A 14,289-nucleotide genomic window follows, 5' to 3' on the forward strand; every position below is an offset into this window, starting at 1 on the left:
GAATTTGTATGTTTGTGTCCAAACATAATGAGTATTACCGACTTCCGTAAATCGGTTTAAAAGATGAAGAGATTAATTTCCATACTGATCATTGTTTACGTAGCTTACCTGGTTTTTACAACCTCTTGTGCCAACCCGGGTATGCCCACGGGTGGAGATAAAGATACCATTCCGCCGGTTGTTGTAAAAACGATGCCCGAAATGAATGCCCGTAATTATACCGGCAAAGCGATCAACCTCACCTTTGATGAATTTATTATTGCCGATGAGGTCAGCAATAAACTGGTTGTATCTCCGCCTTTAAAAAAGAAACCAGTCATCAAAACCAAATCAAAAACCCTGATCATTGAACTGGGTGAAAACATGAAGCCAAACACGACCTATTCCCTGGACTTCAAAGATGCGCTTGTGGATAACAATGAAAAAAATGCACTGAAGGCTTATCGCTTTTCATTTAGCAACGGGGCCGATTTTGACAGCCTGGAGATCGGGGGCTTCGTGAGAAAGGCGGATAACATGGAGCCCATGAAAGATATTCTGATTTTGCTTCATGCCACCGACAGTACGACGGCCTTCCGCGACAGTATCCCGAATTATATTGCCCGCACCGATGAAGAAGGATTTTACCGGATCACCAACATTGCCGCCGGATCGTACCGATTGTATGCACTCGATGATACCGACAACAGCCTGACCTATAACCAAGCCGGTGAAATGATTGCTTTTCACGATTCGCTGATCATTCCGCAGATACCTGTTGTTCCGGATTCAATACTGACCGACAGTCTCAAACTGGACACCGGGAATCTGCAATTTTCGACACAACCGTATTACCTGTTGTTGTTTGGAGAAAAAATTTATGATCAATATCTCGACAGCTACAAAAGAGACCGGGCCAATTTGTGCAATTTCATCTTTACCGAATCGGTTACCGACTCATTTCAGGTGAACCTGTTAGCTCCCGTACCTTCGCCAAATTGGTCGTACATCGAGTATAATCCAACGCGCGATTCGTTAAAACTGTGGATAAACGACACCATCATCAGCCAACGGGATACCTTAAACCTTCAATTGAAATACCAGGTTCAGGACAGCCTGAAAAACCTGGTCACGAAAGCCGATACCATCAGTTTAATGTACTCTGCGCCGGTTCAACGGGAACGTAAAAGGCGTGAAACAAAGGAAAAAGAGCCGACACCTCTCTTTTCGTTCAAGCTAAACACAAAAGACGGTTTTGATATTTACAACCCGCTTCGAATTGAAGCCCCGGAACCGCTAGCTGAGTTCGACTGGTCGAAAGTACTGTTGTTCCAACTGGTTGACAGCCTTGAGGAAAAACTGCCGGTTCAGTTAACACAGGATACCAGCTCGTTACGGAAGTTTGTCATCGATTTTCCCTGGAAATTTGAGGAACAATACCGTTTGCAGATCGATTCGGCTGCCGCTAAAAATTTCGCCGGGCATCCGTCCAACGCAGTCAATCAGAAGTTTAAAATTCAGAAAGAAGGATTCTATGCCAAAGTAATCCTGATGATTTCAAACCTCCCGGGAACAAGTATCGTGCAGTTACTGAAAAATACGGATAAAGAAGAAGTTGTCCAGCAGATTATGGTCCGGTCTGACGGAGAAATTGAATTTCCGTACCTGAAACCTGAGAAGTTCAAGATCCGCCTGATTGTCGACCGGAATGAGAACGGACGCTGGGATACCGGCAAGCTGGACGAATGGAGTCAGCCGGAACGGGTGGTTTATTATCCAAAGATTTTAAAACTTCGTTCGAACTTTGAGATTCGCGAAAGTTGGGACCTGCCTGCCGATATTCAATTCAAAAAAGAGCTGATTGATGAAGACCAGAAAGATAAGGATGCCAAGAAACCCGGCAGCAAACGATCGCCGGCACGTTAAACCGGCTGCCCTTCTATTGGTTGCTTTCCTGGCTTTTAATTTTTTTCAACTTCGGGCACAGTCACATGAATTGCCTTTCGCCCCCGGCGAAACAGCTCTTTACGGCGCTTACTACAACTGGCATTTCATTTGGGTCCAGGCCGGCGAAGTGTTTTTTTCATGTGATACCATCCGTTACCATAAACAGCCAGCCTGGAACTTCAAAGCAATCGGGAAAACCTACAAGGCATACGACGTCTTCTATTCGGTTCGGGACACCTTCGAATCGATTGTTTCGTTTCCCGATTTTAAACCGGTTTGGTTTCGCCGGTCGGTCAACCACGGGAAAGGTCACTCTTCCCACGAATACCGGTTTTCGCCCCGTACCGGAAAGATCTTCTCGAAAATACACCGGGAAAACAGCTCCCCTTTTACCGATCAGCTGGCCTACAAGGAGGGAGTGTGCGATTTGTTAAGCTCTGCTTATCATTTCCGGGGATACGATTTCGACAACATGACCTCCGGTCAGAAAATAAATTTCACCATGCTGGTCGATAATAAAATAGAAGATCTGTATTTTCGTTATCTTGGCAAAGAAGAAGTTAAAACACGTACCGGCAGGAAATTTCAGTGCCATAAAGTATCGGTTTGGTTGTTGCAGGGCGATTTTTTTCCCGAAGGGGAATACATGAAGGTTTGGTTTACAGCCGACCGGAACCGGCTGCCGGTGATGGTTGAAACAAAGATTCAGATTGGTTCGGTAAAAGCCATTTTGCTTGATGCCGGTAAACTGAAATTTACGTCAACAGCTGAAAACACGGGAAAAAAATAAAGATAATTTTGCAGGTCAACGAAAACATCTGCTTAACCACCGAACGTATAAGTAAAAATCATTTAAAATCTATGGAACATGGCTAACATCCGAAATTTAAAGAAGGACATTGATTACCTGGTTGAACAGGTACTCCTCGATTGCTTCCGGTATATCAATGAGTTTGAAGGAGCCGACCAGGAAGGCGCTTATGAAATTGTGGCAGATGTTTTAAGCCTGCACAACGATCTGCGTAACCGTGCAAACCATCCCGACGGAAAAGACAACAAGACACTGGTTCGGGAACACTACAAAACCATCGGGAAAGATTTGATAGCAGGCTGCGATAAAGCCTATGATCAACTGAACAAGCTGATCGGACCGGCAAAATAAACCGTTGATCCGCGGTTGTGATAAACCGGCAAAAAGGAGTCACCGAAAGAAAGTTGTTGACACCCGTTTTTAGTGAAGAATTCTATTTGCCGTAAAATTCGTTCAGCAGGGCAACTCGCTGACGAATCATTTCATTTAATTCGGCCGGTTCGATGCTGGTTGCGTAAATTCCGCCAGCCACCAGCCATCGCGAAAAACCATTCAGGTCGTTGTTCCCGAAACGGAGAAGGAAATTGCCGTTCGGGAGCAATTCTTCTCCCTGGAATCCGTACCAGAACTTACTTTCTTCGATCAGCTTTTGGACGTCCGGCGAAATTTCGAACCGGATATTTATTTCAGCCGACGAAAACGAATGATTGGCAAAATACTCGTCCATTGAGATGTGTTTGCGCTTTTCAAAACCTTCATCAGTAATCCGGAGCGATTCAATCCGGTCGAGCCTGAAATCGCGGTAACTGCTCCGCAGGCGGCACCAGGCGATTAAATGCCAGCGCGAATCGTAATTACAAAGGCCTATTGGCTCCACCAGTCGGCTGGTGTTTTCGCCGGAATACCTGGCCTGGTAGCCAATCTCCAGCACCTGCTCCCGGGCAATGGCCTGCTGAATCTCGGAAAGATGAAGCTTGTTGAAATTGGGGGAAAGTGTCGCCCAGTTGAAAACCGAAATGGAGTTGGCCAGCGACTCAATGTATTCTTTCTCTGCCGGTTTTAAAATGGCGCGGATCTTAAACACCGCCGACCGGTAAAAATCGCGGGTTTCATGATCCGACATCTTGTCCATCAGCTTCTCTCCCATCAGTAAGGCCGAAGCTTCCGGGGTGGTAAAGCTTACCGGGTGGAGGTGAAAGTTGTCCATCAGGAAATAGCCGACACCGGCTTCCGCCCCGATTGGCACGCCGGCACGTTCAAGAGCGCGAATATCGCGGTAAACCGTGCGCAAACTAATCCCGAACCGGTCGGCCAGCTCGGCCGCTTTTACTACCCGCTTACTTTGCAAGTGAATTAAAATGGCGTTCAAACGTTCAATCCGGTTCATTGCTGTCTAAATAAAAAATAAGCGGATGCCCTTCCGGACATTCCGCTTATAAAGATAATGGCTTTCAATTGTTTTCATGGCTTCTTTTTCAATACCGATTGATTACTGTTTTGATCAACATCGGTTTCTCAACTGAATATCTGCCCGAACCGGTTTCATGGCTACCTAACTTCGACCAGGATTTCCGTCACATTGTTCTCCGGCTTATCCATATCCCAATGGTGGTAAACTTCGCGCGAGTAGCCAGTAAAATGTAGATTCTTCTTTTCGAGTTCCCGCATTAATCCGGTATAGGTTTCGCCGATCTGATCCCATCCTCCCTTGTGAATGGTGGCACAAGCCTTCAACTCCGGTAATTTTTCGAAGCTAAATTTGCCGGGAGAACCTTTTTCAGCAACAACAGGCACCGCAATGGTCAGCTCGAACGGTTTGTCCGCTTCGCCGTAACAATCCTTATAAATCCAGGTTTGCGGCCCGGAAAGTTGCAATCCGAGAGAGCTTGCTTGATCCATAATTTCGAATGGCAGGTTCCCCGCATCAGCGATCATATTCTGCAGGGTTGTTTCAAGCGTGTACGTTAGCGCACTCATTTCAGAAATTGTCTTTGTTTCCATGTTTTCTGGTTTTGATGTTTAATCTGAAACAAAGGAAACAGGCGCAAGTGACAACAGTATGTCAGCAGCCATTTAATTTTTTCAAAAAAATGAATTTATTCTGAAAGAGGCCTCAGTTCATTCCCGTAACGACGGGCAACAATACTGATGTAAAAAAGCTGAAAAGCATGGTAAATCATCACCGGAACCAAAAATAAGGAGCCCAACCCGGAACCGGCAAACAATACGCTGGCCATCACCGAACCATGAACCAACGATTTCTTGGAACCGCAAAACAAAACCGTGATCCGGTCTTCCCGCTTGAAGGGGAGCAGGCGGGTAAGTAGTTTGGTTCCTTCAAAAATAAGAAAGAAAAGCAGGATCACACTCGCCGATAAGCCCAGCAAATCACTCATCCGGATGCTGCTGAAAATATCGCTCATAAAGGCATTGCTGAAGCTGTGGTAAACGATGAGCAGAATCACCGACCGGTCGAATTTACTGATATAGCTGTTGTAACGCCTGGCCCAGCCTCCCCAGAACCGGTGCAAGAAAAGACCCAGACAAAGCGGGATCAGTATTTGCAGCGCCAGGTCCTTCAAAACGCCGGCAAAGGCAAATGCCTCATTTTGTTTTTCAAGGAACAAGCCCATCCAGGCTGGCGTAATCAGGATCCCGATGACCCCTGAGATGCTGGCATTAAAAATAGCGCTCGGTATATTTCCTTTGGCAATCGAAACCATCACCACTGATGAGGATACCGTGGAAGGCAACACCGCCAAAAAGAAAACCGACAACCATAAAATCTCCCCTTCAGCGCCTTTCAGTAAAGGACGAAACAGCAAGACGACAAGCGGAAAAACAAGAAAGGTGATTAACTGAATCAGCACATGTAACCGCCAGTTGCTCAGGTCGTTTTTTAATTTTTCGGGGCTTAAGCGCAATCCGTAGAAAAAAAACAACAAACTGTTTCCGTACCGGATCAGCGCCTTCAACTCGATGGCGCTGCCTGCTTTTCCAATTCCCGGAATCAGCCAGGCCAAAAAAATCATCAGGATCATACTGCTGATGAACCCATCGGGTAAGTATTTTCTGACCGACTTTAAACTGATTACTGCCATAAAAATGCTGTCGCCTTAATTTTCGGAAAACAAAGATGAAATTAATTTGCCGAATAGGAGAAGATATCCGGTCAGAAATTGAAATATTCCGCGCGGACAACTTGTAAAGATCTATAATATAGGATATCTTTGTCTTTTATTTATCCTCCTTTATACTCACCCAAAGCAAGATTATACCTTTATTAATCATTTAAATATTTATTTGTATGAAAAAGAGACTACTTAAAATCTTGCTCTCTCTTACCGGGATTGTGATCCTGGGTTTGATAACCTTAATCGGTTACCTGAAAATCATGCTTCCCGACGTTGGCCCGGCCCCGGATATGAAGGTGGAAATCACACCGGAGCGGGTTGAACGCGGCCACTACCTGGCCCATCATGTGATGATGTGCATGGACTGCCACTCACAGAGAAACTATTCCTTATTTTCAGCTCCCCTGATTCCGCATACCCTGGGGCAGGGAGGCGAAGTGTTTGACCAAAGCATGGGCTTACCCGGAAAATTTGTTGCCCCAAACATCACGCCTCAGAATTTGGCCGGCTGGACCGACGGCGAAATTTTCCGGGCCATCACCTCCGGAGTTTCAAAAGACGGCCGGGCTTTGTTCCCGATCATGCCGTACCCAAACTACGGGCAAATGGACGAGGAAGATATCAAATCCGTGATTGCCTACCTGAGGACTCTGGAACCAATTGAACACAAAGTGGAACTATCAAAACCCGATTTCCCGGTAAACATCATCATCAGTACCATTCCTAAAAAAGCCATTTTAGGACAGATGCCAGCAAAGTCAGATCTGATCAGCTACGGAAAATACATGACCACGGCCGCATCGTGTGCCGATTGCCACACGTTGATGGGGCCTGACGGACCTTTGGGGAAACCATACGCGGGAGGACTGGAGTTTCATTTACCCGACGGATCGGTGATCAGATCGGCCAACATCACGCCGCATCCTGCCACGGGCATTGGCAGCTGGACCGAAGAACAATTCGTCGCCCGCTTTAAAGCCTATGCCGACTCGTCGTTTATCGCGCCTAAAGTGGGGCCGGATGATTTTAAAACCGTGATGCCCTGGACATTGTACGGCCATATGGACGATGATGACCTGAAAGCGATTTATGCGTATTTGAAATCCTTAAGTCCGGCTGAGAACCCGATCGTTCGTTTCTCCCCTCCGGGTAGCGCCACGCAACTGGCTGGCAAATAGTATGCTGAAACCAAATGATCAGATGAAATGACGTGAAGTAAGAGCCGGCCCCGGGAAATTATAAAAACAAATCCCGTAAAAATTTTGATCTTAAAATAAATCCTTATATTTGCTCGCAAATTAAAAGTGCTAAGACATGTTTTTTAACAACTCATTTTATTACTGGTTTTATTATTTCGGTTCATCAAGCGGGGTCGAGCAGTAATGTTTTGTTAAAAAGTGAAAAAACATAACAGACAGGAAGGTCCCGATTAAATCGGGACCTTTTTTTTTAATCCTATACAACATGAATGTAACCATTATCGGACTTGGACTCATTGGCGGATCGATTGCCAGGGATTTACGAAGAACCAAATTTGCCACCCGGCTTACCGGGGTTGAAGTCAGCCCCGAACACGCGGCAAAAGCCCTCGAAATTCATCTGGTGGATGAAATATTACCCCTGGAGGAAGCCCTCCTGAAAGCGGACCTCGTTATTTTGGCTATTCCGGTCGACAAGATCCGGGACTTGCTGCCTGCCGTGCTCGACCTGGTTTCGGACCGGACCACCGTAACAGATATGGGATCAACCAAAAAAGAAATTGCCAGAATGATTGAAGACCACCCCAAACGCCGGAATTACATCGCGGCACACCCCATGTCGGGAACAGAAAACTCAGGGCCGGAAGCAGCCCTCGAAGGCCTATTCGACGGTAAAATCACCATCATCTGCGATCACGAGAAAAGCGCGCCTCAACATCTCGCCCTGATTGAAAAGATGTTTCAGGCTATCGGGATGAACATGGCCTACATGTCGTCGGATGAACAGGACCACAGCACGGCCTTCATTTCACACTTGCCCCATGCCGCCGCTTATGCCCTGGCAAATGCGGTTCAGACCAAAGAAGACCGGTCGATCATTTTTGACCTGGCCAGTGGCGGTTTTCGTTCGACCGTTCGCCTGGCAAAAAGTTCGCCAGCCATGTGGGGACCAATTTTTCAACAAAACAAGGATTACGTTGTTGAATCGCTCGAAGTGTACATCAAACACCTGATTGAATTTAAGGAAAGCATAGCCCATGACGAGGAAAGAATGTACGAACTCATGGAGAATGCCAATAAAATCAGGGAAATCCTGGCCGGGAACAACCCGTCGCTCAGAAAAAACGAAGAAACGATTGTTAAATTTTACACAAAATAAGATGGGAATAGAATTAGACATCAGGCCAATAAAAGCCTGGCTGCCCAAGCTGAACAACCCGCTGTTGATTTCAGGACCATGCAGCCTCGAGTCGGAAGAACAAACACTTGAAACAGCGCATCTGCTGGCAAAAGATCCGCGGGTCTTCGTATTCCGGGGCGGCGTATGGAAACCAAGAACACGGCCGGGTAGTTTTGAAGGAGTAGGATCAATCGGGCTAAAATGGTTGCAGCAAGTGAAAAAAGAAACCGGCTTGCCTGTAGGAACAGAAGTGGCCAACGCGCAACACACCGAAGAAGCCCTGAATGCGGGACTGGATGTATTATGGATTGGAGCGCGTTCAACGGCCAGCCCGTTTGTGGTGCAGGAAATTGCCGACGTGGTAAAAGGAACCGATGCCGTCGTGATGGTGAAAAACCCGGTTAATCCGGATGCCCAGCTTTGGATCGGCGCATTTGAACGGCTCAGCCAGGCCGGCATTAAAAACCTGGTGGGAATTCACCGCGGGTTTACGCCCATGGGCGAAAGCAAATACCGGAACTACCCGGGCTGGAAAACATTCATCGAGCTAAGACGCTTAATGCCAAACCTGCCGGTGATTTGCGACCCGAGCCACATTGCCGGAAAACGCGAATACCTGTACGAAATCGCACAAAAAGCCTTTGATATGGGCATGGAAGGGCTGATGTTGGAATCGCACCGCGACCCTTCGTGCGCTTTAAGCGATAAGGAGCAGCAGGTAACCCCGGCCGAACTGGCAAAAATTCTGGATAAACTGATCATCCGTCATACCTCTGTCGAGAACAAACAATTTGAAAATCAGCTGGAGTTGCTTCGCGGACGCATTGACGCGCTGGATGCCGAATTATTGGAAGTGCTGGCTTCGCGAATGAATATTGCCCGCCAAATTGGTCTGTATAAAAAAGAAAATAATGTTACTGCGCTGCAAATCAGCCGGTGGACCGAGTTGATGAACAATCGCCTGGCGTTGGGCGAGAAACTCAACCTCAACCGCACATTTGTACAAATTCTGTTTCAGCTTATCCACGAAGATTCCGTGCGTATGCAAACAGAGATCATGGATGAAGAATAAAAATACGGTATGAAAAGCATCCGGGAGGGTATCAAAAAAGTTGGAAAGAACAACCTTGATCTGACTTTTTTGATCCTTTCCTTTTTTATCAATCCTGCTTTTTTTGTTTGGCCAACTCCGCCAGGCGGGCAAGGACTTTCTTCATCGTCTTTTCAATCAACCCGTATTCTTTGATCTCTTTTGCCGCGTAAATAAACATCAGAGAAAGTTGCTCACCTTCAGGTACCGCCTGGTATAAGCCGTGTTTGTTTAAGCGGTAAGCTTCGCGCATTCGCCGTTTGAGGAAGTTGCGTTTAACAGCCCGCTTAAAATTCTTCTTCGAAACCGAAAAAGCAGCCTGAACCGGGTAAGCGGCCGGAATTGATGTTCTCAGGTAAACCACTTTCACGGGAAAGATAAAAAAAGTCTCTCCCTCAGAAAACAATGTTTCGATGGCTTTCCGGCTGCAAAGCCGTTCTTCCCTTTTTAAGCTGAATTCGCTCATTGAACGTCTAAAATACAATAAAAAAAGGGGAAGCGATTTCCCCTCTTTCTGATTATTTGTTTTTCCGGCTATTTCGCTTTGTTATGCTTTTTGATAAATTGCTCCAGGGCCATGGTCATGGATGGCGCCTGGGCCGTAGGGGCTTCAATATCCAGCCTGAAACCGGCTTCTTTTACGGCTGCTGCCGTACTTGGTCCAAACGAAGCTATTTTGGTGTCGTTTTGTTTAAAGTCGGGAAAATTCTGCTGCAGGGATTTTATTCCCGAAGGGCTGAAGAACACCAGGATATCATAGTTCACATCTTTTAAATCGGACAGGTCGCTGCTTACCGTGCGGTAAAGAATGGCTTTGGTATATTTAAAACCACCCTTATCCAGCAATTCAGGAATTTCCTGCTTGTGAATATGCGAAAGCGGTACAAGAAATTTATCATCCTTGTGCTTTTTCATCATATCGGTCAAATCGGCAAACTTTCCGTTTCCGTAAAATATTTTCCTTTTCCGGTAAATAATGTACTTCTGCAGATAAAAAGCGGTTGCTTCGGAGATGCAGAAATATTTCATCGTATCCGGAACGGTAATACGCATATCCTGGCAAATCCGGAAAAAATGATCAATGGCTGTACGACTGGTAAAGATGACGGCCGAATGATCCAGGACCTGGATTCGCGTCTGCCTGAATTCTTTAGCAGAGACTCCCTCCACCTGAATGAACGGACGGAAGTCAACCTGGATGCTTGTTTTCTCTGCTAAATCAAAATATGGGGATTTTGCGGACTCAGGCTTTGGCTGTGAAACTAAAATTTTCTTGATTTTCAAGATATCTTCCTTTTAAAAGTTATAAACTAACTTATACCAACACCAATTTGTAGATGAATATTAATGGTAAAATTTCAAGGGTACAAAGGTATAAAATCAAATAAAATATTGAAAAATGTTTTCTTAATAAAATACTTGTCCCCCGAAATAGTAGCAAAATGTAAAAGAATCCGACGACAATTAGCCCAAAAACGATGAGCAAGTCCGGATTGGACAATGGTGCAAAAGCAACAACAAGGCTAACGGGCAATAAAACCAAACCCACCAACCTGTTATAAAGGTTCATATGATAGATATACTCCTGCGTTTCGGGCAAACACTCACTGATGCTGCCCTGCAGGTAATAAGCCAGCTGTTTCAGTCCGAAATAAACCAAAACTCCGGCCAAAGTAAACAAATAAGTCAGGATACTGTGTTTGTGAAAATCAAAGTAAAACTCCTCCAGGGTTTGAAACATGAACAAACTGAAAACCAGGTAAAAAATCACATCAAGCCTGAATGAGGCGTGCGTGAGACTAACAGATCGTTCCCGGAACATGCGCGAGGCTGTTGAGAAGTTTACCGACGAGCTAAACAACTGTCCCAGGTATTTACCAAAGAATAAACGTACGGATGCAAAGATAACCAGCACAATAATGATGAGCCCGGTCACCCAGTCGGGCGTATCGCGTTCAATTTTTCTTTCGGGCAGCATCAGCCGGGGCATTTCGGTTTGTTGGGTCAACAGAACGATTTCATTGGGCTGAATCGGTGAAACCGGTGGCAGTGCGACGGATTTTTCCTTTTCTATCGTAAGACGTCTCATCCATGCAGCCGGCGATATCTCTGCGGTTTTCGCCTTTTGATGAAGCTCTCCCGACTGGCCAGCCGAATCAATACGAACCTCTGCCGGGGCAACAAGTTGCCTGGAAACGTCAAGCGATTGGGAAGATTCAATTTCAACTGCCTGGTGAAGTTGCTTTAACAAAGTATCTTTGGGAAGTGATGTTTGTAACATTCCAGCCAAGTTGTCATTTTCTTTCTTTAATTTCCTGCAAAAATAACTATTTCTCAGGTCAAAAAAGAGAAGCTGTTACCTTTGATATAAAAATTTATTAACCGATGCCCTTGAGCCACTCCTTTTTACTTGCCCCTTTACAGGGTTTTACCGATTTCGTGTTCCGGAAATGTTACCATCAAACATTTGGAAATATCGGCGAATACTATATTCCCTACCTGACCATCGGGCCGGGAGATAAAATCAGGAACAGCCAATACCGCGACATACTGCCCGAAAATAACGCAGACGTGCCGGTTGTTCCCCAGATTTTATGCGGGAGCCCGGCCGAATTGAGAAAGTTGGCCGACATCATCAAAAGTTTTGGCTACAAAAAGATAAACCTGAACCTGGGCTGCCCCTACCCGATGGCCACCAATAAAGGGAAAGGAACCGGTTTACTGGAAAAAAAAGACCTGCTTAAACAGGTACTGGATGTTCTGTTCGAAGAATATGATTTTAGCGTATCCGTCAAGTTCAGGTCGGGGCTCGCCAACGATCAAACCATTTTCGAACGGATTGAACTGCTGACAGCCTACCCTTTCGAGAAGCTGATCTTTCACCCAAGAACTGTGCGGCAACTGTATAAGGGAAAAGCCAACCGGAAACTTTTCGCAGATCTCTCGGTCGCCATACAGCGCCCGCTTGTTTACAACGGCGACATTCAGACCACCGAAGATCTGGACGAAGTATTGTTATTGGCGCCGAAACAAGAGGTTTGGATGATCGGCCGGGGTATTCTTACCGATCCTTTCCTGGTTGACAAACTACTGGGAATAAATCCCGACTCCCAAACGCAACTGGAAATCAAGCAGGCATTTCACCAACAAATCTTAGAAAGCTATCTCCGCACCTTTACCGACGACGGCCAGGTATTGATGAAGATGAAACAATTCTGGTCGTATTTTTCCGGAAGTTTTCCCGATCCGCACAAAACATGGAAGCCAATCAAAAAAGCAAGCAAATTGTCAACCTTCCTGGAAGTTTACCCGGCAAATTTCAGAAACTAACTCGCCGATAGCCCGTATATCCCTGTTGTTAATCAGTTGCGACAAAAAAACAGGACTGGCAGGTAATGAAAATTTAACATTTACCCGCAACCATCCTTACGTTCAAGAGATATTCTTTTTATGTTGATAATAAGGCATTTATGTCTTATTAGTTCCTGTTCAGGCATTCGATATGTCTGAATTGAGGATCAGCTCATGCAATTATTTATATTCATATATCTATATTTTTATATATTTGCATTTGAAAATTCATTTTAACAAAATCGAAAACCATTAAATTAGAATACTAGGTATGCAAAAAAGAGTAAAAATTTTAGTCTTGCTGGCAATTCTGGGATTACCCTACGCGGCTTTCAGTCAAACGATGGAATTAAGCCTGGAAGAAGCGCTGACCCTCGCCGGGAACAACAACCTGACGGCACAAAGCGCCGAAGCCAGGCAATTGGCTGCCCGAAGCTCCTACCGGATGACCAATTCGGTGTTTCTTCCCGGCTTATCGGTGAGCCATACCGGAGTTTCGACCAACGATCCGCTGACAACATTTGGGTTCAAACTGAAACAGGAAATCGTAGGTCAGGCCGACTTTGACCCTTCGGTATTGAACCACCCGGACGGGATTGAAAACTTCAACACCAAAATAGAACTTAGCCAGCCCCTGCTTAATCTGGACGGCATTTATGCCCGGAAGGCGGCAAAGAGTCAGTACGAAGCGGCAAGTCTGCAGACAAACCGGATTAAAGAAAACATCCGCTACGAAGTGAAAACCGCTTACTATTTGCTCGAACTGGCCCAATCATCGGTTAGGGTTCTCCATCAATCGGTGAATTTAGCCGAAGAAGCCTTAAAATTAACCAAAGACAACGAAGCTCAGGGGTTTGTAAGGCAAGCAGACGTACTTGAAGCGGCAGTTAGGCTGGAAGAACGCCAAAATCAATTGCTGGAGGCCGAAAATCAGTACCGCTCGGCCAATGAATACCTGGCCCATTTGCTTGGGCTGGATCTGGGAACCACCATTGCCACCACCGACAGCCTGGTGATCAGCCCGGCGCAACTTGTTGCCGACGTCCATCCCGAAGCCATTCAACACCGCTCCGACCTGAAAGCCTGGCAAAAACAAATTGAAGCCGGCGAAAACATGCTGAAATCAGAAAAAACGAAATTTCTTCCCCGGCTGAATGCGTTTGGAAGTTACGAGTGGAACGATAAAAAGTTTATGGGAACTTCGGCCGAAAACTACCTGGTAGGCGCCAGTTTGAGCTGGAACCTGTTCAGCGGTTACAAAAATGCCGGAAGCGTACAACTGGCCACCTCCCGGCTCGATGAAGCCCGCCTCGGATACAACGATTACCTGTCTCAAAGCCAAATGCAATTAAACCGGGCAAACAGAAAACTGGAGCTCAGCTACCGGCAAATCCAATCAAGTAAATTAGCCAAAGAACAGGCAGAAGAATCGCTCCGCATCCGGACAGATCGTTTTAAACAAGGCCTGGAAAAAACCACCGACCTGCTGATCTCGGAGGCTTTATCGTCTCAAAAAAAATTGGAATACATTCAAGCCATCTACAATTACAAACAAGCCATTTTCGAAATGGAACTTTTACTTGAAAAAGATATTTAAT

At 45.9% G+C, this 14,289-nt stretch carries 14 protein-coding genes; 8 read left to right on the top strand and 6 right to left on the bottom strand.

Going from position 1 to position 14,289, the window contains the following annotated elements; all coding sequences use genetic code 11:
- The first annotated feature begins 63 nt into the window (after nt 1-63).
- The 3 genes from AC6H3C_RS24355 (at nt 64) to AC6H3C_RS24365 (ending at nt 3,088) form a co-directional block, all read left to right on the top strand.
- On the top strand, nt 64-1,905 hold the full coding sequence (locus AC6H3C_RS24355; RefSeq protein WP_497518295.1) for an Ig-like domain-containing domain: 1,842 nt from the start codon (nt 64-66) through the stop codon (nt 1,903-1,905).
- Entirely contained in the window at nt 1,844-2,716 is an 873-nt protein-coding gene (locus AC6H3C_RS24360) for a DUF3108 domain-containing protein (RefSeq protein WP_497518296.1), read from the top strand. Before AC6H3C_RS24355 ends, AC6H3C_RS24360 begins: the two co-directional genes overlap by 62 nt.
- 78 nt (nt 2,717-2,794) lie before the next feature.
- Nucleotides 2,795-3,088 carry a hypothetical protein gene (locus AC6H3C_RS24365; protein ID WP_423129701.1) on the top strand — a complete coding sequence of 98 codons (294 nt, stop codon included), beginning with the start codon at nt 2,795-2,797 and terminating at the stop codon, nt 3,086-3,088.
- A gap of 82 nt (nt 3,089-3,170) precedes the next feature.
- Here the strand turns inward: AC6H3C_RS24365 and AC6H3C_RS24370 are convergent, their stop codons facing one another.
- The 3 genes from AC6H3C_RS24370 to AC6H3C_RS24380 form a co-directional block, all read right to left on the bottom strand.
- Nucleotides 3,171-4,124 (bottom strand): helix-turn-helix transcriptional regulator, encoded by a 954-nt coding sequence (locus AC6H3C_RS24370; RefSeq protein ID WP_423129702.1) that lies wholly within the window; start codon nt 4,122-4,124, stop codon nt 3,171-3,173.
- A 161-nt stretch (nt 4,125-4,285) separates the two neighbouring features.
- Nucleotides 4,286-4,738, bottom strand: coding sequence for a GyrI-like domain-containing protein (locus tag AC6H3C_RS24375; RefSeq protein WP_423129703.1), 453 nt, complete (start codon nt 4,736-4,738; stop codon nt 4,286-4,288).
- A 95-nt stretch (nt 4,739-4,833) separates the two neighbouring features.
- Nucleotides 4,834-5,838 (bottom strand): bile acid:sodium symporter family protein, encoded by a 1,005-nt coding sequence (locus AC6H3C_RS24380; RefSeq protein WP_423129704.1) that lies wholly within the window; start codon nt 5,836-5,838, stop codon nt 4,834-4,836.
- Between the two features lie 206 nt (nt 5,839-6,044).
- Between AC6H3C_RS24380 and AC6H3C_RS24385 the strand changes: the two genes are divergently transcribed.
- The 3 genes from AC6H3C_RS24385 to AC6H3C_RS24395 all read left to right on the top strand — a co-directional run bounded on the left by AC6H3C_RS24385 (nt 6,045) and on the right by AC6H3C_RS24395 (nt 9,322).
- Nucleotides 6,045-7,049: a c-type cytochrome gene (locus AC6H3C_RS24385; RefSeq protein ID WP_497518297.1), complete on the top strand. Its 1,005-nt coding sequence runs from the start codon at nt 6,045-6,047 to the stop codon at nt 7,047-7,049.
- Nucleotides 7,050-7,335: 286 nt separating this feature from the next.
- Nucleotides 7,336-8,229, top strand: coding sequence for a prephenate dehydrogenase (locus tag AC6H3C_RS24390; protein ID WP_497518298.1), 894 nt, complete (start codon nt 7,336-7,338; stop codon nt 8,227-8,229).
- Between the two features lies 1 nt (nt 8,230).
- Complete coding sequence (locus tag AC6H3C_RS24395; RefSeq protein WP_497518299.1) at nt 8,231-9,322, top strand: chorismate mutase; 1,092 nt, start codon at nt 8,231-8,233, stop codon at nt 9,320-9,322.
- Nucleotides 9,323-9,410: 88 nt separating this feature from the next.
- Here AC6H3C_RS24395 and AC6H3C_RS24400 read toward each other — a convergent pair whose 3' ends face one another.
- The 3 genes from AC6H3C_RS24400 to AC6H3C_RS24410 form a co-directional block, all read right to left on the bottom strand.
- Nucleotides 9,411-9,806 (bottom strand): ribonuclease P protein component, encoded by a 396-nt coding sequence (locus AC6H3C_RS24400; RefSeq protein ID WP_497518301.1) that lies wholly within the window; start codon nt 9,804-9,806, stop codon nt 9,411-9,413.
- Nucleotides 9,807-9,874: 68 nt separating this feature from the next.
- Nucleotides 9,875-10,624: a uroporphyrinogen-III synthase gene (locus tag AC6H3C_RS24405; RefSeq protein ID WP_497518303.1), complete on the bottom strand. Its 750-nt coding sequence runs from the start codon at nt 10,622-10,624 to the stop codon at nt 9,875-9,877.
- A gap of 31 nt (nt 10,625-10,655) precedes the next feature.
- Nucleotides 10,656-11,621, bottom strand: coding sequence for a DUF4271 domain-containing protein (locus AC6H3C_RS24410; protein ID WP_497518304.1), 966 nt, complete (start codon nt 11,619-11,621; stop codon nt 10,656-10,658).
- A 104-nt stretch (nt 11,622-11,725) separates the two neighbouring features.
- Between AC6H3C_RS24410 and AC6H3C_RS24415 the strand changes: the two genes are divergently transcribed.
- Together AC6H3C_RS24415 and AC6H3C_RS24420 are read left to right on the top strand one after the other, a co-directional pair.
- Nucleotides 11,726-12,670 carry a tRNA-dihydrouridine synthase gene (locus tag AC6H3C_RS24415; protein ID WP_497518305.1) on the top strand — a complete coding sequence of 315 codons (945 nt, stop codon included), beginning with the start codon at nt 11,726-11,728 and terminating at the stop codon, nt 12,668-12,670.
- 292 nt (nt 12,671-12,962) lie between these two features.
- Nucleotides 12,963-14,288, top strand: a complete 1,326-nt coding sequence (locus AC6H3C_RS24420; RefSeq protein ID WP_497518306.1) for a TolC family protein — start codon at nt 12,963-12,965, stop codon at nt 14,286-14,288.
- Nucleotide 14,289 lies beyond the last annotated feature (1 nt).

It is taken from the genome of Gaoshiqia sp. US2, from assembly GCF_059705485.1.